The following is a 21,141-nucleotide window of genomic DNA, read 5'->3' on the forward strand; positions in this document are numbered from 1 at the left end:
CGCCTGCCCTCAAGGAGCCTGCATGCACACCGTCGCCCATTATTTCCTGCTGTATGTCGACAGCCCGGCCACCAGCGCGAATTTCTACAGCCGCTTGCTCGATAAGCCGCCCGTGGAACTCAACCCGACCTTTGCCCTGTTCATACTCGATAACGGCGTCAAGCTGGGGCTGTGGTCGCGCCACACCGTAGAACCGGCCGCCACGCTGACGGGCGGCGGCGCTGAAGTGGGGCTGTCACTGGCGGACAAAACCACTGTGGACACCTTGCACGCGCAGTGGTCGACACGGGGCGCCACGATCATTCAGTCACCGACGGATCTGGACTTCGGCTATACCTTCGTCGCCGAGGACCTCGACGGCCACCGGTTGCGCGCATTCTGCCTGCACGACTAAGCGCCTGCGCCCCTCCAGGCTGATGGCCGCCACGCTGGCCAGCACGATCAGCGCACCGAGCACCACCCAGGGCGTCACCTGCTCACCCAGCAGAGTGGCGGCCATCAGCATCGCCACGGGCGGAATCAGGTACATCGCCACCGACGCGCGGCTGACCTCCACATGTTTCAACACATAGCCCCACGCCAGATAGGCCAGAGCGCTCGGGAAAATGCCCAGCACCAGCACCGCCAGGTTTTCCGTCAACGGCGCCCGCAGCACCGCCGCGGGCAGGCCCGGCAGGTTCACGCAGAGCATCAGGGTGCCCGCCCACACCATGTAGCACGCCATGGTCAGCGGGCTGTAGCGATGGGCGTAGTGTTTCTGAAGGGCGAAATACACACTCCAGGACAGCGCTGCCAGCAGGATCAGCACGCCGCGCGGGTCGATCTCGCCGATGCCCCGATCACCGCAGATCACCACCCCTACCCCGACCAGCCCCAATGACACACACACCCAACGCCACACACTCACCCGCTCCTTTAAAACCAAAAACGCGATCAGCACACTGAACAGCGGTGCCGACTGCGCCAATACGCTGGAGGCCGCCGCCGTGACCCATTGCTGTCCATAGTTGAGGGCTGTGTGGTGCAGGAACACGCCGAAGAACCCCAGCACCAGCAACCAGGGCACGTCCCGCCAGCGCGGTCGGCCAATGCCCAGTACCAGCGCCACCCCGGCCATAAACAGCGACGCGATCAAAAAGCGCAACAACGCCAGCTGGCCGGGGCTGTAGCTGTGCAGGCCAAGATGCACGCCAATCGGCGAATAGGCCCAGCAGAGGATCACGCTGGCGGTGACTAGCGTAAGCTTCAGGCGTGACGGTGTGTTCATCGAGAGCGTCCGGAAACCGCGAAAGAAGGCCTTCAGTCTTGGCCCGGACGCGGCGCAGGACAATTAAGCGTTTCTGACTTCTGAAATCACGGGAATTGAGCAATGGAACTGGCCCAACTGAAAATGGTGCGCGCCGTGGCGCAGACGGGCAGCGTGGCCCAGGCAGCCGTGCAGCTGCATTGCGTGCCCTCCAACATCACCACGCGCATCAAGCAGCTGGAGAGCGAACTGGGCACGCCGTTATTTATCCGCGCCGGACGCGGGCTGGCGATCAGTGCGGCGGGTGAAATTTTTCTCGACTACTGCGAGCGCATCCTGGCGCTGGTGGATGAGTCCAAACGCGCAGTGGATGCCACTGCCATCCCCCGTGGCACCTTGCGCATCGGCGCGGTGGAATCCAGCGCCAGCGGCCGCTTGCCACCGCTGCTGGCGGAATATCACCGGCGTTACCCACAGGTCAGCCTGGAACTGGTGACCGGAGCCTGGAGCCCATTGCTGGACGACCTGCAACACCATCGCCTGGACGTGGCCCTGGTGGCCGCCGGTAACTCGCGGGCCAAACTCGAACACAGCGTGGTCTACCGCGAACGCCTGGTGCTGATCGCCAGCGCGTGCAGCGCGCCCATTCACGGCGCACAGGACCTGGCGGGCCGCACGCTGCTGGTGTGGCCAAGTGGCTGCCCCTATCGCGCGGCGCTGGAGAACTGGCTTAAACCCCATGACGTCACACCGAGCATCGCCACCTATGCCAGCTGGGGCACGATCATCGGCTGTGTCAGCGCCGGAATCGGCGTGGCGTTGGCGCCGGAAGGGATTCTGGCGCGTTATGAGCAGGCCAGTCAGTTGGCGTCGTACCGGTTCGAGGAGCTTGAGGCCGTGGACAATCTGCTGTTCTGGCACACCGACACGCAGCGGCACCTGGCGCGGGATGCCTTTGCCGATTTGCTGCGCGAAACCTTTGGCTAAGCCATATCTGGATGCCTGTAGCAGGTTTTTCCGTTATCCTCCCGCGAAATTAATTCAAAATGTAAGGGACTACCGTGAATTACTTCCGCTTGTTGCTTGCGGCGGCTGCTCTGAGCCTGCCCGTCGTACCCGCCTTCGCCGCCGCCACGCCTGCACCGGTCGAAGCCAGCGCCGCCGCTGAACCGGCTGAAACCGCCGAACATTTCCTGGCTTCGCTGAAGAAAAAAACCGGCACGGTCACCCTGCCCAGCGGCATCGCCACCCTCAAACTCAACGACGAGTTCTACTACCTCGACCCGGCCGATACCGAGCGCCTGCTGACCGACGGCTGGGGCAACCCACCGGGCTTCAAGACCCTGGGCATGATCGTACCCAAAGCCGTTAGCCCGCTGTCCGAGCGTGGCTGGGGCGTGATCGTCAGCTACAAGGCCGATGGGCATATTTCCGACGAGGACGCGGCAAAAATCGACTACGCCGACCTGCTCAAGCAGATGCAGGAAGAAGACGAGGCCGAGAACCAGGAACGCAAGAAACAAGGCTACGCCGGCCTGCATCTGCTGGGCTGGGCCGAGCCGCCGCACTATGACGACACCACCCACAAGATGTACTGGGCCCGCGAGCTGAAAGCCGACGACGCCGATCAGAACACCCTCAACTACAGCATCCGCGTACTGGGCCGTGAAGGCGTGCTGGAACTCAATGCCGTTGCCGCCATGGCCGACCTGCCGACCATCAAGCAAGAGCTGCCCAAGGTGCTGGCCTTCACCAACTTCACCGATGGCAACCTGTACACCGACTTCAACCCCAGCACCGACAAAATGGCCACCTATGGCCTAGCGGCACTGGTGGCCGGTGGGATCGCCGCCAAGGCCGGGTTGTTCGCCAAGATCGGCATTTTCCTGCTGGCGGCGAAGAAGTTTTTGGTCATCGGCGTGGTGGCGTTGCTCGCCGGTATCCGCAAGTTGTTCAGCCGCAATAAGGGCTGAACCCCGCCCATAAAAAACGCCGCCGTGTACCAGGCACACGGCGGCGTTTTTTTGTGGCTCAGTTTTGCGCGGTGGGCGCAGCCAGACGGCTGTACTGGTCCTGGCTGATCCAACCAATGAACGAGCGGCCTTCGGCGTTGACGAACTCGACCTGGGCCCAGCCGTCCTTGTACGCCAGCACACCGACCACGTCTCGCTTCACGATATACGGGCGCTTGGCGACCTTGGCACCTGGGGTTTTCTGCAAGTAAGCCTTGTCGGCGGACACCGTGACCAGGCCGATCCAGTTTTTGCTGGCGGTCTGGCTCAGGTCCAGGCCGGTGGCGATTTCCGGCATCAACACGTTCAGGCAACCGGGGTGCTGGCGGCCTTGTTCCACGGTCAGGGTCACGCCATCGCCAGACGCTGCGATGCTGCCGGGATAAGCTTCCTGGCCCCAAGTGGTCAGCGCGCCCGGTTTACCCTGCAGGTAAAACGTGCAGCCGCGGGTGACGCCCTCGCCCATCTCTTCGGCGTAGTAGCCTTCGACCTGCTGCTGCGGCGTGACCGCCAGCATCAGGCCTTCATACTTGCCCGAATGCAAAGCGCTGCTGGCGGCCAATGCCGGCACTGCAAAGCACAACGACAACACACCCATCGTCAGAAAACGCGTCATCCTATTTTTTCCCTTCAAGTTTTTCGTAGGCTTTCTTCATCAGGACGTCGTAGTTGCCGTAGTCCTCACCGTTGTAATTACGCGCCATGCCGGTGAAATCCTTGGCCTTCATGGCTTTCATCAACGCTGGGCTCTTGCTGCAGAAACCCAGGAAGGCTTTGAGCTGGTTGCCAGCATTCACTTTCAAGGCGGCCGCGAATTCAAACACGGTCTTGTAACCGCACGATTCGAAGTTGAAGCCCATGATCTGGAACATGCCCCAGGACGCCGACATCAAGGCCGCTTCCTGATCCAGAGCAAATGCCGTCGCCATGGTTTCCCAGGCCTTGGTCTGGTCCTTGTTGTTGGTCTGCCACTGCGGCCCGGCCTTTTTCACGTAGGGGTAAGACAGCAGCGGGTGGGCCTGGTCGTAGATGCGCTTGGTGTACTTGCGAAACAGGTGCCCTTCGAAGGCGATCACCGGCAACTTGGCCGGCCCGAACCCCGAACGCCCGCCGGATTCCACGGTGGCGAAGGCCTTGATGATATTGACCGAAATGCCGTTGCCCAACTGGGTGGCGGCGTTCTGGAAATCAGTGTCGGAGAGGGTCATGCCACCGTCGCAGGTGGGCTGCAACATCAGTTGCCGGTTGCGGCGCTCCGCCTCGATCATCGCGCGCATGCGGTCCAAGTACACATTCACCGTAGCCTGCACTGCATCGCCGTGGTTATTGCCGAAGGCATTCAGGAAGGTTGGAATGCGCAGCGTTGGAGAGGCCTTGACCGGCACCTTGACGGCCTCTTCGATCAGACTGTTGAACGTACGGCCGGTGGGGTCGATCACGCCGTCGGGATGGGCGTACTTGAGGTGGCGAAACTGATACTGGCTGATGCACTGCACCAACTGGCCGTCGCACTTGCCGTTTTCCGGCAGGGGAAAGCCCATTTTTGGAATGATCAGATTGAATAAATACTGGATGCACTGCACATCGGCGGGCAAATTGCGGGCTTTACCGGGAGCACCCACCGAAGCACTGATCAGACGGGGCAACCCTTGCAGGCTTTTCATCAGAGACATCCTTGTTAGTTAAAGAAGTGATATCACTTCAATATCAATGCGTTACTGTTGTCATATTCTGAAACATGCAGCTGGCGGAAACTAGCAAGGCAGTTTTAGGTTGTCCAGAGGGGCGCTCAAAAGTTGTGAGACAACCGAACTAAATCCCTTAATAACCATGAATTTCACGGGTCTTCTGATACTTGTGGTAATCGATCCACTCGACCACATCGTAAGGCAGATAGAGCTGGCGCCTGGCCCGTGAAATCGCGATGTACACCTCGCACAATCGTTGATCGAAGGCATACGCATCCTTGAATTTCACGTTGCTCAGCAATTCCGGGGTGAGCAACACGCAGTCGAACTCCATGCCGCCGGCCTCTTGCGCCAGCATCAGCCGGCAGCGTTTGTCGGGCTCGCCGGCCAGTCGGTTCAGGCGGGTGACATCGGCCACGTTGAAGCCTTTTTCCAGCTCATGCTCGACCCACAGGAACGCTTCGTCGAACTGCCCGGCCTCGCGCACCTGCTGCCAGTCGGCCAGGTCGCTGAAATAGGCGTGGGGGCCTTTGTCGGTGTGCTCGGTGCTGTAGAACTGCGGTTTGAACAACGCAATGGCGCTGATCATAAAACGCTCCAAATCGCGCTGCGCCGCGCTGTCGAACAAGGCGAACGGGCAATGGGCCTGCTGTAACTGGATCGCCCACTTCATCGTGTCCCAAGGGGACGCGGTCAACACTACGCAGCCTTCCGGCGGCACGAAGCCCTGGGGGTAATGTTCGATGCTGACATCGGCGTCCCGCGCGCCTTCAAACGGAACCTTGCTCTTCTGCGAATGCACGCTGATCAAGGGGTTGACCAGGCGCTCGACATTGCGGCCGGAACGCACCGAATAGCTGATATCGGTGTGCCGGACCTCACGCTTGCGCCGCACCATCACGCCGGTGGCCAACTGGTATTCGTCGCCCAGGGTGATCAGCACCTGACGGCCGCGCTCGATGATCTGCAGCAACGAGGCCGGGATGTCCTGGCTTTCATCGATCAGCACATGGGTAAACCGCGGCGGCACTTCGCAGCCTTCCAGGCTGGCGCGCTTGATCAACCACAATGTGGCGAACTCGGTCTGGACGACCCACTGCGGATGGCGCTCCAGGTACGTCCACACGCGGCTTGAGTATTCCAGCAAGACCTGTGCATCCAGACTGGACAAGGCGTGCTTGAAGTGAGGAAAGTGCCGGGCCGAGAGGCTGTGATGGCTGGAGTCGCAGTAGTTCTCAAGCACCTTGAGGCACACATTCAACGTCGCCTGACCATCGTGGCCGCGCCAACCCAGGATATCCAGGGCTTGGGCCACCGCCTGCTTGCTGGGCAACCTGGCCGGTGTTTTGTCTGCGGTTGGCCGCCCGTTCTGCAACAGCGCTTTGGCAAACGCGGCGAAGGTCGAACCGGCCTTGCTGTCCCGCGTCAGCCCCATGCGCTCGCGCAACGTAGCTAATTTGGCTCCGGTGCGCGCCAGGATCAGGGTTTTTTCCGGGCGCAGACACTCCAGCAACGCGCCCAGCAAGTGGCTCTTGCCGATACCGGCATAGCCTTGCACATGCAGGTCTTCATTGAGGTTGGCGCGAAAGGTACGCACCAGCTTGTCCTGCGCCGGGCTGAGCCAACGCTCGCGGTGCCGGGGAGTGATCATCTGCTGGCTGAAGGGATCGTTGCCGCGCCGTTGGCGGACTTTGTAGGTCACATCCCACTGACCGTCGGGCAGCAGATAATCGCGCGCCGCGACTTCTTCGGCCAGTAACAGACGCAGGTTGAGGTTTTTGAGCGCATTGATGCCGAAGTACAGCTTGCGCGGATCGAACAACCGCCGCGCTTCGGACAGCAACGCCGCCGTGCCGGACGTCGGCGTGTTCAGCGCCCAACCGATCAACTTGACCAGCACACGCTCGGCGGCGGCACCGTTGAGGTCCGCTGGCGCGGCCTGCGCCAGGTTCTGAATGACCAGCACCGCCGCCAGCTCAAGGTCTGTCAGGGTGTCCAGGTGCGTGGCACCGTCGGCACCGAGCAAGGCGCTGCAGGTGTCGTCGGTAACCGGCAGGAAAACGGGGCTGGATAAATCGAAGTGTTCCGGTTGCATACATCCTCGCGGCCAGAGGCCGAATGAGGTCAGTCAAATGGATTCAGCGGTTAAGCCTGTCAGGCATCCTGACCGACGCCCACCTCGAATTGATAGCCACCCAGAGAGCCCGCCATGCCACCGGGGTAACGCCGTGGCCCGGTGGAGGCCGGGGCGCTGGCCAGTTCAATCTGCCGTTGCAGTTCATGAACGGCCATATCGAGCAAACGCCGCAGGTCTTCGGCGCTGTGGGCGGACACGTCCAAGTGCAACTGGTAGGTAGCGGCGATCGGTGGAGGCTGATCGACGCTCGGCCCAGGGCTCGGCTCGGCAGTACGGACAAACTGCGCACCGCTCATAATCTCGGCGTGCTCCTCGTCCATCAGGTCCAACACCTTCGACAACGCCAGGGTCTGCTCCGGGTGTGCCTGGATACGGTCCTTGATCTCCAAACGCCGCATCTGCCATTCCCGCAGTTTTTCTCGTGTGAGGTCGTCAACTTTTTCCACTTGCGCTGCCTCCGGTTGCCAGGCAATGAAGTATGCCACCGATAAACTGCCGAGCTGGCGTGAGTTTTTGACCGTCGCGACAATGCCACCATGGACTGCTCAAGGGCAGATGGTTCGCAAACAGTTTTTTTGGATATTGGGATGAACAACTAAAGAAGAGCGTTATGGAGGCAACCCCACCAGCCACACCCCGGCACACAATGTTCCCGCTGTGGCTGCTCCCTTCCGGGCCTGACCAGGTTAACGGGTAATCGTTGCGGGGGGACCGATGGGGTCACCATAACGACGCTGGCCTCTCGGCAAGCCGCGCCATTGTACCGATCTCATCGGAAGTTACAACCGTTGGTGACGGATTAAAAATATGAAGAGGTTCAAGCACTTGCCATGGCCGTCAGCACGCCCTTCCCACATGGTTAATCATTGTGCTTGCAGCACCTCGTCCGCGCGGCCGCCCTCTTCCTGGATCACCAGATGGATAAAGTGCAGTTTGGCGATCACTGCCGGTGGCAGTACGAAGGGGTAGAAATCCGGTTGGCCCATGCTGCGCGACAGTTCGTTGAGCATGCCGGCCAGTTCGATCCACGCATTGACGAACGCCAGAAACGCCGGACCGCCGGGGTGCGCGGGATCGTAGAGGGTGGCAAGGGGGAATGGCTGGTAATCCAGGTCCATCTCCCGCGCGCTCATGCCGAAGCCTAGGGCGGTATCCACGGCGTCCATCATGTGCAGGTAATGTGCCCAGGTTTCCGCCCAGTCTTCCCAGGGGTGCATGGTGGCGTAGGCGCTGACGCAGGTTTCCTGCCAGTCCGGCCGCGGGCCGTGCTGATAATGCCGGTCGAGGGCCTCGGCGTAGCTGGCGCGTTCGTCACCGAACAGTTGGCGAAACGGTTCGATCCAGTGGCTGCCGGCGATCAGGCGATCCCAATAGTAATGGCCGACTTCATGGCGAAAATGACCGAGCAAGGTGCGGTAAGGCTCGTGCATCTGCACGCGGACTTTCTCGCGGTGGGCGTCGTCGGCTTCCTTGATGTCGAGGGTGATCAGGCCGTTGGCATGCCCGGTGGTGGGCGCGTTGCCCTCCAGGTCGACACCGATAAAGTCGAAGGCCAGGCCGGTCTCTTCGTCGACGCTCTTGGGCACCACCTGCAGGCCCAGGCTGATCAATTGCGCCACCAGGCGACGCTTGGCGGTTTCCACTTTGCGCCAGCGTTCGTGGTTGTCCACGATGGACAGGTCGGGAATGGTGCGATTGAGGCTGCAAGCCACACACAGCGGCGCGGTGCTGTGGGCCGGGATCAGCCAGTTGCAGGCCGCCGGGGTGTCAAGGTTGGCGCAGCGACGGAAGGCCCCGGCGTCGAGATTGCCGTCCTGCAGCCACGTTCCGGCAACGGGCCCGGGCTGTAGGGACGCCAAGCGGCTCTGCTGCGGCTGGTACCCCAACAGCGCCGCGCAAGCCAGACACTGGCTATTGCGAAAGAACAGCGGCTGGCCGCAGCGGCATTGCCAGACTTTGCTGTTACGCGAAGTATCGGCCATGAACGGTGCGGCGATGCGCGAACTGAGTTGCTCGAAATAGCGGAACATGGCGATCTCTCCCTAGGTGACCCAGACTAGATCATTCAGGGCTTGGGATCGTTCCACTTCACTGCTGTAAGGGTTGCAACGCCGCCCGGCGCGCGACAAGCCCGCGCCCGGCACACGCCATCAGACAGTCACGTTGTGCTGGGCCAGAAAGGCAACAAACGCCTCTTCATCCAGCACCTTCAGGCCCAGTTCGGTGGCCTTGGCCAGCTTTGAACCAGCCCCAGGGCCAGCGACCACACAGTGGGTCTTGGCCGAGACGGAACCGGCGACCTTGGCGCCCAGGCTTTCCAGTTTGTCCTTGGCCACATCGCGGCTCATCAGCTCCAACGAGCCTGTCAGCACCCAGGTGTGACCGGCTTCCGGCAAGCCTTCGACGACTTTCTTCGCGCTGTGCCAGTGCATGCCGAAATCCTTGAGCTGCTGCTCGATGGCCTGTGCACGGCGGGCGTTCTGCGGATTATCGAAGAAGTCGCGCACGGCCTTGGCCTGCTTTTCCGGCAGTGCCTGACGCATGTCCAGCCAGTCGGCCTGGATTACGCCGTCAAGGCTGCCGAACTTGTCCGCCAATTTCTGCGCAGCGCCGGGGCCGACGCTGGGGATATTGAGCTTGTCAAGCAGCCCACCCAGGGTCGCACTGGCGGCAAATTCCGCGCTCAGGTCGCCCTGATCCTGCAATTGCAGGCCGCATTCGTCCGGTGACAACAACGCGCCGATCACCTGCTGGTTATGGCTGTCCTCAAAGAAACTGTGGATCTCATGCGCCACCTCAAGGCCCACATCCGGCAGGTACGTCAGCACCTCTGGCAGCGCCTGCTGCACGCGCGCAAGGGACGCCAGCGAGCGCGCCAACACCTTGGCGGTCTCCTCGCCCACATCGGGAATGCCCAGGGCGTAGATAAAGCGCGCGAGGGTCGGCGATTTGCTGTTTTCGATGGCGGCGATCAGCTTTTTGCTGGAAACATCGGCAAAGCCTTCCAGGTCGATGATCTGCTCGTATGTGAGCTTGTACAGGTCGGCCGGTGACGCGATGAGATGTTCATCCACCAATTGCTCGATGGTTTTGTCGCCCAAGCCGTCGATATCCATGGCGCGACGGGACACAAAGTGGATGATCGCTTGCTTGAGCTGCGCGCCACAGGCCAGGCGCCCGACGCAACGGTACACCGCGCCTTCGCTGACGGTTTCCTTGCCCTTGCTGCGCTTGACCAGTTGCGTGCGTTCCACATGGGAACCGCACACCGGGCAGCTTTCAGGGATCTGCACCGCACGCGCATGTTCCGGGCGGCGATCGGTGACCACTGAGACCACCTGCGGGATCACATCGCCGGCACGGCGGATGATCACGGTGTCGCCGATCATCAGGCCCAGGCGCGCCACTTCGTCCATGTTGTGCAAGGTGGCGTTGGACACGGTCACCCCCGCGACCTTGACCGGTTTCAGGCGGGCCACCGGAGTCACGGCGCCGGTACGGCCGACTTGGAATTCCACGTCGAGCAGTTCGGTGAGTTCTTCCATGGCCGGAAATTTGTGGGCGATGGCCCAGCGCGGCTCACGGGCGCGAAAGCCCAGCTCGCGCTGGGAGGCAAGGCTGTTGACCTTGAATACCACACCGTCGATTTCATACGGCAGGCTGTTACGTCGCTCGCCGATGTCGCGGTAGTAATCGAGGCACTCCTGAATCCCCTTGGCCAACTTCAGATCGTGACTGATCGGCAGCCCCCACTTCTGCAACTGCTTGAGGTTGCCGATATGGGTGTCGCTGATATCCGCCGTGACCTGACCAATCCCGTAGCAGCAGAACTCCAGCGGGCGGCTGGCAGTGATTTTCGAATCCAACTGGCGCAGGCTACCGGCAGCGGCATTGCGAGGGTTGGCAAAGGTCTTGCCGCCCACCTCCAGTTGCGAAGCGTTAAGCCGCTCGAACCCGGCCTTGGACATAAATACCTCGCCGCGCACTTCCAGGGTCGCCGGCCAGCCGCTGCCATGCAGCTTCAAGGGGATATTGCGCACGGTGCGCACGTTGACGCTGATGTCTTCGCCGGTGGTGCCGTCGCCCCGGGTGGCGCCGCGCACCAGCTCGCCGTCTTGATACAACAGGCTGACCGCCAGGCCATCGAGTTTCGGCTCGCAGCTGTACTCCACCGCCGCGCCACCGCCAAACAGATCCCCCACCGGCAGATCGAGACCTTCAGTAACACGACGATCGAACTCAAGCATGCTGGCTTCATCGAAGGCGTTGCCCAGGCTGAGCATTGGAATCTCATGCTTGACCTGGGTGAACGCCGACAGCGCCGCGCCGCCGACCCGCTGCGTCGGTGAATCCCGCGTGACCAGCTCCGGGTGCTCGTCTTCAAGTGCCTTGAGTTCGTGGAACAGCCGGTCGTATTCGGCGTCCGGGATGCTCGGCTCGTCGAGGACGTAATACCGGTAGTTGTGCTGATCCAGTTCAGCGCGCAGTTCGAGGATGCGGGTATGGGCGGCGGTCATGGGTGTTCTCTCATAAAGCAAAAGAGCAGCCGAAGCTGCTCAAATGGTGGTGCGCTTATTCTATCGACAACGCTTGAGGCCAATCCTCAGCGTTTCTGTGTCAGGGCGCGACGCTCGAACTCGACGATGCGCTGACGGTAGTGTTCGATGGTCTGGGCGGTCAGGACGCTGCGTTGGTCGTCCTTCAGCTCGCCGTTGAGTTCCTGGGACAGCTTGCGTGCTGCGGCCACCATCACATCGAACGCTTGTTTCGGGTGACGAGGACCTGGCAGACCGAGGAAGAAGCTCACCGCAGGGGTGCTGAATAGGTCGATATCGTCCAGATCGAAAGTACCTGGCTTGACGGCATTGGCCATGGAGAACAGCACTTCGCCGTTGCCCGCCATGCTTTCGTGGCGGTGGAAGATATCCATCTCGCCGAACCGCAGGCCGCTTTCGAGAATGTTCTGCAACAGCGCAGGGCCTTTGAAACCGGCGGCGTCGCGGCAGATCACGCTGATCACCAGCACTTCTTCGGCGGCCGGCTGATCGTTGACCGATTGGCGCGGCGCGTTCTTGGCGGCGTTCTCATCGGGGAAATCGTCGTCACGGCTGCTGAAACTCGGGCCTTCATCCACGTCGAGGTTAAGGTCACCCTGATGGGGTTCGGCAACCGCTGCGCCACTGCGTTTGCCGCGTTTGGACGATGGCTCGCGGGCTTCACGCACCGGCGCGCTCATCGACGGCAGGTCGTGCTCGTCCAGTTGCGGCTCTTTATGGGTGTCCAGCACACGGGGCGGCCCCAGCAGCTCGGCGCTGCCGTCGTCGTCGGGCAGGTTGGACAGGTTACGGTCCAGACGGAATTTGAGCTTGCCCTTGCCACCGCGCATGCGGCGCCAGCCATCAAAAAGAATACCGGCAATGACAATAATGCCGATGACGATCAGCCACTCGCGCAGACCGATTTCCATGTAATCCCGTGCCTCTAATAAAAAATGCTGAAAAATAAGGGGTTTAGCATCGTGCAAACCGCTTTAAAACGTGGCGCCAACTCTATGTTCTGACTGACGTTTTGCCCACGCACACGAAAAATTGACATTAAACTAGCACGACCAAAGATAACTTTACACAGTTGGCGCGAAATGTGTCGAATTGCCAGCTTTCAGGCGTAGCAGGCAATCTCCTACAGCAGACGCCAACTGTGAGTCACGGCCCTGAGCGACAAGCTTCAAGCTGACTCACTTACCGCTTGAAGCTTGCCGTCAGGCGTCCACCATGGCCATCGCCTCTTCCACGTCCACCGCCACCAAGCGCGAACAACCCGGCTCGTGCATCGTCACCCCCATCAGTTGATCAGCCATTTCCATGGCGATCTTGTTGTGGGTGATATAGATGAACTGCACGGTCTGGGACATCTCTTTGACCAACCGCGCGTAGCGTCCAACGTTCGCATCATCGAGCGGTGCATCCACTTCATCGAGCATGCAGAACGGCGCCGGGTTCAGCTTGAAGATCGCAAACACCAACGCCAAGGCGGTCAGGGCTTTTTCCCCACCGGACAGCAAATGAATGGTGCTGTTCTTCTTACCCGGTGGGCGCGCCATGATCGTCACCCCTGTATCGAGTAGATCTTCGCCCGTCAGTTCCAAGTAAGCGCTGCCGCCACCGAAAACTTTTGGGAATAACGCCTGTAAACCGCCATTAATCTGATCAAAGGTATCTTTGAAACGGTTGCGGGTTTCCTTGTCGATCTTGCGAATTACGTTTTCCAGGGTGTCGAGGGCTTCCACCAGATCCGCGTCCTGAGCGTCCAGGTAGCGCTTACGTTCGGATTGCTGCTGGTATTCGTCGATGGCCGCGAGGTTGATCGCGCCGAGGCGTTGAATCCGCGCGGCAATGCGTTCGAGTTCTTCTTCGGCGTCTTTCTCGTTGGCCTGGGCGGTCAGGGTATTGAGCACGCCGTGCAGGTCGTAGCCGTCTTCGAGCAGTTGGTCCTGCAAGGTTTTGCGGCGCACGGTCAGGGCTTGCCATTCCATGCGCTGTTGTTCGAGCTGGCCACGAATCAACTGGGACTGCTGTTCCGCCTGGGTCCGGCGTTTTTCCGCGTCGCGCAGTTCGCGGTCGGCGTCTTCCAGGGCGATCTGTGCGGTCTTGAGTTCTTCGTCGACGGTCATGCGCTTGTCGAGCAACTCTTCGAGCTTGAGGCGCAGCTCTTCCAGCGGCGCTTCGCCCTCTTCCAGATTCAGGCTCAGTTGTTCGCGCTTTTCGGTCAGGCGCTCGGATTGCATCTCCAGGCGCTCAAGGGCCTGGGCCGTGGACGCGTGCTGGGCCTTGAGCGAGCCCAGGCGCACCGCCAACTGATGGGCGTGATCCTTGTGCTGGCGCGCTTCCTGGCGCACGCGGTCGAGACGTTCGCGCAGGCTGTCGCGCTGGGCCAGCAGCAGTTCCCGTTGCTCAGTGTCCTGAGCCATGCTGTCGAGGGCTTCCTGCAAGTGCAGGCGCGCTTCGCCGATTTGTTCGTGCTCCAGCGCGCGTTGCTCGCCCATCTCGGCGACTTCTTCGTCGAGACGGGTGCGACGCAGGCTCAGTTGCTCGACCTTGGCCTTGCTCGCCGATAGCTGCGCCTTGAGTTCGCCTTGCTGGCGCGCCTCATCCTGCAACAGGCGACGCAGGTGCTCGCGGCCGGTCTCTTGCTGACGCTGGGTGGCGCGCAGGGTTTGCAGTTCGGTTTCCAGGCGTTCGAGGGTGGCTTCGCGCTCTTCGCGCTCGGCGCTCAGATTGACGATTTCCTGGCCACGGGCCAGAACGCCGCTTTGCGCTTCACTGGCGCGACGCACGCGCAAAAAGTGCCGGCCGACCCAGTAACCGTCGCGGCTGATCAGGCTTTCGCCGACCGCCAGTTGACCGCGCTGGGCCAGGGCCTGCTCCAGGGACTCCACCGGCCGCACCTGGCCCAGCCACGGCGACAGATCAATTGCGGCCTCGACCTTATCCAGCAAGCTGCCCGGCACCCGCGCGCCATCGGCGGCGGGGCTGAGCAAACGCAGATCGCCCTGGGCAAAGCCGGCGAGGTCGAAGCCGCCGAAATCGTCCACCAGCACGGCTTGCAGGTCGGCGCCTAACACGGTTTCCACGGCCAGCTCCCAACCGGCGTCGACCTTCAAACCTTCGGCCAGGCGCGGGCGCTCGGCCAGGTGTTGGTCGCGCAGCCACTCGGCCGTGCCGGTGTCCGGGTCCAGCGCGGCTTGTTGCAAGGCTTCAAGGGACGCCAAACGCCCGTTGAGCCGTTGCAGGTCGCCCTGAGCCTGCTGCTGGGCCTGGGTCGCCTGTTGCAGTTGCTGGCGCAGTTGCTCCAGGCGCTCGACTTGCTGCTCTTCGCTGGCTTCGAGTTCTTCCAGGGTCATTTCGCTTTCGGCCAGTTGCTCGCTGAGCGCCATGATCGCCGCGTCTTCCGGGTCGGCGGCGAGCAGCACGCGCTCTTCCTGCAAGCGGCGCTGGCGCTCGGCCAGACGTTCCATGCTGGTTTCCAGTTGCTGGATGCGCGACTGCTGCACTTCGGCCTGGCGGCGCGGTTCGGCCGATTGCAGGTTGAAGGCATCCCACTGTTCCTGCCAGCCGTGCATGGTGGTTTCGGCTTCTTCCAGGGCGGCGGCGGCTTCTTCGGCGGCGGCGCTGGTGATCTCCTGCTCGGGGGTGAGCATGTCCAGCTCTTCGCCGAGGGTCAGCAGCAAGGTGCGGTCGTGGCCCAGGTGGGATTCGGTCTCCAGCCGCGCGCGCTCGGCTTCCTTCAGATCGTCCTGCAATTGGCGCAGACGCTGCTGGCCGTGCTGGATGCTCTGCTCGACCCGGGCGATATCGCCGCCCACCGAATAGAAGCGGCCCTGCACCAGATTGAAGCGCTCGGACAGATCGTGGTGCCCGTCGCGCAGGCGTTCGATGCTGGCGTCGGCGTTGCGCTGCTCAGCCACCAGCGCTTCGAAGCTGATTTCCTGGGTGCCGATGATCGCTTCTCGCTGGCCCACTTGATCGTTCAAGGCTTGCCAGCGCAGGGCCGACAATTGCGCCTTGAGCTGGCGCTCTTCGCCCTTGTACTCCTGATACTTCTCGGCGGCCTGGGCCTGACGGTGCAGGCGCTCCAACTGGCGCTCCAGCTCTTCGCGCAAGTCAGTCAGGCGGGCGAGGTTTTCGTGGGTGCGGCGGATGCGGTTTTCGGTCTCGCGGCGGCGTTCCTTGTACTTGGAGATGCCGGCCGCTTCCTCGATAAAGTTGCGCAGGTCCTCGGGCTTGGCTTCGATCAGCTTGGAGATCATGCCCTGTTCGATGATCGAATAGCTGCGCGGGCCCAGGCCGGTGCCGAGGAAAATATCGGTAATGTCGCGACGGCGGCACTTGGTGCCGTTGAGGAAATAACTGTTCTGGCTGTCGCGCGTGACTTTGCGGCGGATGGAGATTTCCGCATAGGCCGCGTATTCGCCGATCAGGGTGCCGTCGGAGTTGTCGAACACCAGCTCGATACTGGCCTGGCTCACTGGCTTGCGGCTGGTGGAGCCGTTGAAGATGACGTCGGTCATCGACTCGCCACGCAGGTTCTTGGCCGAGCTCTCGCCCATCACCCAGCGGACGGCGTCGATGATGTTCGACTTGCCGCAACCATTGGGCCCGACCACCGCCGCCATATTACTGGGGAAGTTCACCGTGGTCGGGTCGACGAAGGATTTGAACCCCGCCAGTTTGATGCACTTGAGCCGCACGTTTAGGCGTCCGCCAACGCTGCGATAACCAGCGAGCAACTGCGCTGACCGTAGGCCGACAGCACCTGGCGGATCTGCGGCAAGTCACGGGCCAGCACGGCGGCGAGCAGTTGCTCGAACAGCGCCAGGTACTCGCTCATCTCGGCCTTGCGCTGGTCCAGCGCCAGGTAATAGGCGCGGTTCATCGCCGGTTGCAGGTTTTCGACGGTTTCCTGCAGGTACGGGTTGTTAGCGAAGGGGTACGCGGCGCGCATCACATTGAAGCTTTCTTCGACGAACGCGCGGATGTCCTGACGTTCGAAATTGCTCACCAGACGCTGCTGGATCTGCACGAACGGCGCCATATCGGCCTGGGTCTGCCAGCCCTGCGCCACCGCATTGCCAAGCAGGATGTACAGCTCGCCCATCAACGTGCACAGGCTTTGCACCTTGTGCGCGGTGAGTTCGGTGACGTGGGCGCCACGGCGCGGCAGGATCGCGATCAGGTGCCGGCGTTCAAGGATCAGCAAGGCTTCGCGCACGGAGCCGCGGCTGACATTGAGTGCCAGCGTGACCTTCTGTTCCTGGATGCGCTCCCCAGGCTTGAGATCGCCGCGAATGATACGTTCGGCGAGGTGGTGAGCGATCTGCTCGGCGAGACTGTCCGGCGCCTTGAACGTCATGGTTTTCCTTCAAAATCGTCTATCGGTACAAGCGCGGCAGTGTAGCGCATTGGCCCGCTGATGGCGCTACGCCCACTGTCGCGAATTGGCATGAAATAAGCAGCTCTGCCTGTCTACACGCCGCCAAAAACGCCGGTTCCAGAAGACTGAACCATAATTGAATGGGTTGTGACCGCATTTTCTTGACCCTTAGGTCAGAAAACAATTGACCGAAAAGTCAGACATGACTAGATTCGGCCCACAGCGGTTAACAACAATAATGAGTCTGCGAGGCCTTCCGTGATCCAGTTTTTACTCAACCAGGAACTCCGTAGCGAGCACGCCCTGGACCCCAACCTGACCGTGCTCAACTATTTGCGTGAGCATGTGGGCAAATCCGGCACCAAGGAAGGCTGCGCCAGCGGCGATTGCGGTGCCTGCACCGTGGTAGTCGGCGAGCTGCACAGCGATGCCCAGGGCGTCGAGCAGATTCGCTATCGCAGCCTTAATTCGTGCCTGACCTTCGTTTCGTCATTGCACGGCAAACAACTGATCAGCGTCGAAGACCTCAAGCACCAAGGCCAACTGCACAGCGTGCAACAGGCGATGGTCGAGTGCCATGGCTCGCAATGCGGGTTTTGCACCCCCGGTTTCGTGATGTCGTTGTTTGCCCTGCAAAAAAACAGCGACGCCCCCGACAGCGCCAAGGCCCATGAGGCCCTGGCCGGCAACCTGTGCCGCTGCACCGGCTACCGGCCGATTCTCGCCGCCGCCGAACAGGCCTGCTGCAACAAGCCCGCAGACCAGTTCGACAGCCGCCAAGCCCAGACCATTGCACGCCTTAAAGCCATCGCCCCGACCCAGACCGGCGAACTTAACAGTGGCGATAAACGCTGCCTGGTGCCCCTGACCGTGGCCGACCTGGCCGACCTCTACGACGCCTATCCGCAAGCCCGCTTACTGGCCGGCGGCACCGACCTGGCGCTGGAAGTCACCCAGTTCCACCGCACGCTGCCGGTGATGATCTACGTCGGCAACATTGAAGAAATGAAGCGCATCGAGTCGTTCGACGACCGCCTGGAAATCGGCGCCGCCACCCCGCTCTCCGACTGCTACGCCGCGTTGCACCAGGCGTATCCGGACTTCGGCGATCTGCTGCACCGCTTCGCCTCCCTGCAGATCCGCAACCAGGGCACCCTGGGCGGCAATATCGGCAACGCCTCGCCGATCGGCGATTCGCCGCCGCTGCTGATCGCCCTGGGCGCGCAGATCGTGTTGTGCAAAGGCAACACCCGGCGCACCCTGGCGCTGGAGGACTACTTCATCGATTACCGCGTGACCGCGCGCCAGGACAGCGAATTCATCGAGAAAATCATCGTGCCCAAGGGCCATACGCTGTTCCGTGCCTACAAAGTCTCCAAACGCCTGGATGACGATATTTCCGCGGTCTGCGCCGCCTTCAACCTGACCCTCGACAACGGTGTGGTCCAAGCCGCCCGCGTGGCCTTCGGTGGCATGGCCGCCACCCCCAAACGCGCGCGGCACTGCGAGGCCGTGCTGGTGGGCGCGACTTGGAACGCCGCTACGGTCGAGCAAGCCTGCACCGCCCTCGCCGAGGATTTCACCCCGCTGTCGGACTTCCGCGCCAGCAAGGAATACCGCCTGCTCAGCGCGCAGAACCTGCTGCGCAAATATTTCATCGAGCTGCAAACGCCGCATATCGAGACTCGGGTGACCGCTTATGTCTAACCATCACGCCGTGGAAAAAACCCAGGCCGAGCTGGCAGAACTGTTCGCCCAGGACTTGACCAGCGGAGTCGGGCGCAGCGTCAAGCATGACAGCGCCGCCAAGCACGTATCGGGAGAGGCGCAGTACATCGACGACCGCCTGGAATTCCCCAACCAGTTGCATGTGTACGCGCGTCTGTCCGACCGCGCCCACGCCCGCATCCTCAGCATCGACACCGCCCCCTGCTACGCCTTCGAGGGTGTGCGCATCGTCATCACCCATGAAGACGTGCCAGGTTTGAAAGATATCGGCCCGCTGTTGCCTGGCGATCCACTGCTGGCCATCGACACTGTGCAGTTCGTCGGCCAGGTGGTGCTGGCTGTCGCCGCCCGCGACCTGGAGACCGCGCGTAAAGCGGCGATGGCGGCGGTGATCGAATACCAGGACCTGGAACCGGCGCTGGATGTGGTCGAGGCCTATCGCAATAAACACTTCGTGCTCGACAGCCACACCCACCAGCGTGGCGATTCGGCGGGCGCGTTGGCCGCGGCTCAACATCGCATTCAGGGCACGCTGCATATCGGCGGCCAGGAGCACTTCTACCTGGAAACCCAAATCTCCTCGGTGATGCCCACCGAAGACGGCGGCATGATCGTCTATTGCTCCACGCAAAACCCCACCGAAGTACAGAAGCTGGTGGCCGAAGTGTTGGACGTTTCGATGAATAAAATCGTCGTGGACATGCGTCGCATGGGCGGCGGTTTCGGCGGCAAGGAGACCCAGGCCGCCAGCCCGGCATGCCTGTGCGCGGTGATTGCCCACCTGACCGGCCAGCCGACCAAGATGCGCCTGCCGCGGGTCGAAGACATGCTGATGACCGGCAAGCGCCACCCCTTCTATATCGAATACGACGTGGGCTTCGACGACACCGGTCGTCTGCACGGCATCAATCTGGAGCTAGCCGGCAATTGCGGCTGCTCGCCGGACCTGTCGAACTCGATTGTCGACCGCGCCATGTTCCACGCCGACAACTCGTATTACCTGGGCGACGCCACGGTCAACGGCCATCGCTGCAAGACCAACACCGCGTCCAACACCGCTTACCGGGGGTTCGGCGGCCCGCAAGGCATGGTTGCCATCGAAGAAGTGATGGACGCCATCGCCCGCCATCTGGCGCTCGACCCGCTGGCCGTGCGCAAGGCCAACTACTATGGCAAGACCGAGCGCAACGTCACCCACTACTACCAGACCGTCGAGCACAACATGCTCGAAGAGATGACTGCCGAACTGGAAGCCAGCAGCCAATATGCCGAACGCCGCGAAGCCATTCGTCGCTACAACGCCCATAGCCCGATCCTGAAAAAAGGCCTGGCGCTGACCCCGGTCAAATTCGGCATTTCGTTTACCGCCAGTTTCCTCAACCAGGCTGGCGCGCTGATCCATGTCTACACCGACGGCAGCATCCACCTGAACCATGGCGGCACCGAGATGGGCCAGGGGCTGAACACCAAGGTCGCCCAGGTGGTGGCCGAAGTGTTCCAGGTCAGCATCGACCGCGTGCAGATCACCGCCACCAACACCGACAAGGTGCCCAACACTTCGCCGACCGCCGCTTCCAGCGGTGCCGACCTGAACGGCAAGGCCGCGCAAAATGCCGCCGAAACCATCAAGCAGCGCCTGGTGGAATTCGCTGCGCGCAAGTACGACGTCAGTGAAGCGGATGTGCAGTTTCACAATGGCCATGTGCGGGTGCGCGAGCAGATCCTGACCTTCGAGGCGCTGATTCAGCAGGCATACTTCGCCCAGGTCTCGCTGTCGAGCACCGGGTTCTACAAGACCCCGAAAATCTTTTACGACCGCAGCCAGTCCCGTGGCCGGCCGTTCTATTACTACGCGTTCGGCGCGGCGTGTTGCGAAGTGCTCGTCGATACCCTGACCGGCGAATACAAGATGCTGCGCACGGACATCCTTCATGATGTGGGCGCTTCGCTGAACCCGGCCATCGACATCGGCCAGGTGGAGGGCGGTTTCATCCAGGGCATGGGGTGGCTGACCATGGAGGAACTGGTGTGGAACGACAAAGGCAAATTGATGACCAACGGCCCGGCCAGCTACAAGATCCCGGCGGTCGCCGACATGCCCCTGGACCTGCGGGTGAAGCTGGTGGAAAACCGCAAGAACCCGGAAGACACGGTGTTCCACTCCAAGGCCGTGGGTGAACCGCCGTTCATGCTCGGCATTGCCTCGTGGTGCGCCATCAAGGATGCGGTGGCGAGCCTTGGAGGTTATCGCCATCAGCCGAAGATCGACGCGCCGGCGACACCCGAGCGGGTGTTGTGGGGTTGCGAACAGATGCGCAAGTTGCAGGCGGCGACAGCCGTTGAGACTGAAGCCGAGATGGCTTCGCTCTAGATCGAGGTGCTGCCATCGGGGGCAAGCCC

Annotated in this window: 15 protein-coding genes and 1 other RNA gene; 5 read left to right on the forward strand and 11 right to left on the reverse strand. The window is 61.7% G+C overall.

Annotated elements, in window-relative coordinates:
• Positions 1–22: 22 nt before the first annotated feature.
• Positions 23–394, forward strand: a complete 372-nt coding sequence (locus QRN41_RS10535) for a VOC family protein (protein WP_258694954.1) — start codon at positions 23–25, stop codon at positions 392–394.
• On the opposite strand, the gene QRN41_RS10540 is transcribed toward QRN41_RS10535, so the two are convergent.
• Positions 308–1,267 (reverse strand): DMT family transporter, encoded by a 960-nt coding sequence (locus QRN41_RS10540; protein WP_285421533.1) that lies wholly within the window; start codon positions 1,265–1,267, stop codon positions 308–310. The genes QRN41_RS10535 and QRN41_RS10540 overlap by 87 nt on opposite strands.
• Before the next feature lie 102 nt (positions 1,268–1,369).
• Here QRN41_RS10540 and QRN41_RS10545 point away from each other — a divergent pair, with 102 nt between their 5' ends.
• Entirely contained in the window at positions 1,370–2,233 is an 864-nt protein-coding gene (locus tag QRN41_RS10545; protein ID WP_258694956.1) for a LysR family transcriptional regulator, read from the forward strand.
• Positions 2,234–2,307: 74 nt separating this feature from the next.
• Positions 2,308–3,219 carry a DUF2167 domain-containing protein gene (locus QRN41_RS10550; RefSeq protein ID WP_034099688.1) on the forward strand — a complete coding sequence of 304 codons (912 nt, stop codon included), beginning with the start codon at positions 2,308–2,310 and terminating at the stop codon, positions 3,217–3,219.
• Between the two features lie 58 nt (positions 3,220–3,277).
• On the opposite strand, the gene QRN41_RS10555 is transcribed toward QRN41_RS10550, so the two are convergent.
• From QRN41_RS10555 to QRN41_RS10600, 10 genes are all read right to left on the reverse strand, one after another.
• Positions 3,278–3,874, reverse strand: a complete 597-nt coding sequence (locus tag QRN41_RS10555; protein WP_034138934.1) for a hypothetical protein — start codon at positions 3,872–3,874, stop codon at positions 3,278–3,280.
• A 1-nt stretch (position 3,875) separates the two neighbouring features.
• A complete protein-coding gene (locus QRN41_RS10560) occupies positions 3,876–4,922 on the reverse strand; it encodes an N-acetylmuramidase family protein (RefSeq protein ID WP_034114803.1) in 1,047 nt (348 codons plus the stop codon).
• Positions 4,923–5,079: 157 nt separating this feature from the next.
• A complete protein-coding gene (locus QRN41_RS10565) occupies positions 5,080–7,041 on the reverse strand; it encodes a P-loop NTPase family protein (protein WP_285421534.1) in 1,962 nt (653 codons plus the stop codon).
• Between the two features lie 59 nt (positions 7,042–7,100).
• Positions 7,101–7,529: a hypothetical protein gene (locus QRN41_RS10570; protein ID WP_094064997.1), complete on the reverse strand. Its 429-nt coding sequence runs from the start codon at positions 7,527–7,529 to the stop codon at positions 7,101–7,103.
• 174 nt (positions 7,530–7,703) lie between these two features.
• An RNA gene (ffs, locus tag QRN41_RS10575) (signal recognition particle sRNA small type) lies at positions 7,704–7,800 on the reverse strand.
• Positions 7,801–7,946: 146 nt separating this feature from the next.
• Positions 7,947–9,113, reverse strand: a complete 1,167-nt coding sequence (locus QRN41_RS10580) for a zinc-binding metallopeptidase family protein (protein WP_167416864.1) — start codon at positions 9,111–9,113, stop codon at positions 7,947–7,949.
• A 120-nt stretch (positions 9,114–9,233) separates the two neighbouring features.
• Positions 9,234–11,600 (reverse strand): NAD-dependent DNA ligase LigA, encoded by a 2,367-nt coding sequence (ligA, locus tag QRN41_RS10585; protein ID WP_285421535.1) that lies wholly within the window; start codon positions 11,598–11,600, stop codon positions 9,234–9,236.
• Between the two features lie 86 nt (positions 11,601–11,686).
• The gene (gene zipA, locus QRN41_RS10590; RefSeq protein WP_034138939.1) at positions 11,687–12,550 is read right to left on the reverse strand and encodes a cell division protein ZipA; all 864 of its coding nucleotides are present in this window, start codon (positions 12,548–12,550) and stop codon (positions 11,687–11,689) included.
• A 291-nt stretch (positions 12,551–12,841) separates the two neighbouring features.
• On the reverse strand, positions 12,842–16,330 hold the full coding sequence (gene smc / locus QRN41_RS10595; protein WP_220698934.1) for a chromosome segregation protein SMC: 3,489 nt from the start codon (positions 16,328–16,330) through the stop codon (positions 12,842–12,844).
• A 2-nt stretch (positions 16,331–16,332) separates the two neighbouring features.
• Complete coding sequence (locus QRN41_RS10600; RefSeq protein ID WP_034114814.1) at positions 16,333–16,992, reverse strand: GntR family transcriptional regulator; 660 nt, start codon at positions 16,990–16,992, stop codon at positions 16,333–16,335.
• A 279-nt stretch (positions 16,993–17,271) separates the two neighbouring features.
• On the opposite strand from QRN41_RS10600, the gene xdhA reads away from it, so the two are divergent.
• Positions 17,272–18,720, forward strand: a complete 1,449-nt coding sequence (xdhA, locus tag QRN41_RS10605) for a xanthine dehydrogenase small subunit (protein ID WP_094065000.1) — start codon at positions 17,272–17,274, stop codon at positions 18,718–18,720.
• A complete protein-coding gene (gene xdhB, locus QRN41_RS10610) occupies positions 18,713–21,112 on the forward strand; it encodes a xanthine dehydrogenase molybdopterin binding subunit (protein ID WP_285421536.1) in 2,400 nt (799 codons plus the stop codon). The genes xdhA and xdhB overlap by 8 nt, the downstream gene beginning before the upstream one ends.
• The last annotated feature ends 29 nt before the right edge of the window (positions 21,113–21,141 follow it).

It is taken from the genome of Pseudomonas sp. efr-133-TYG-23, assembly GCF_030209215.1.
In the GTDB taxonomy this organism is placed as follows: Bacteria; Pseudomonadota; Gammaproteobacteria; order Pseudomonadales; family Pseudomonadaceae; genus Aquipseudomonas; species Aquipseudomonas rhodesiae.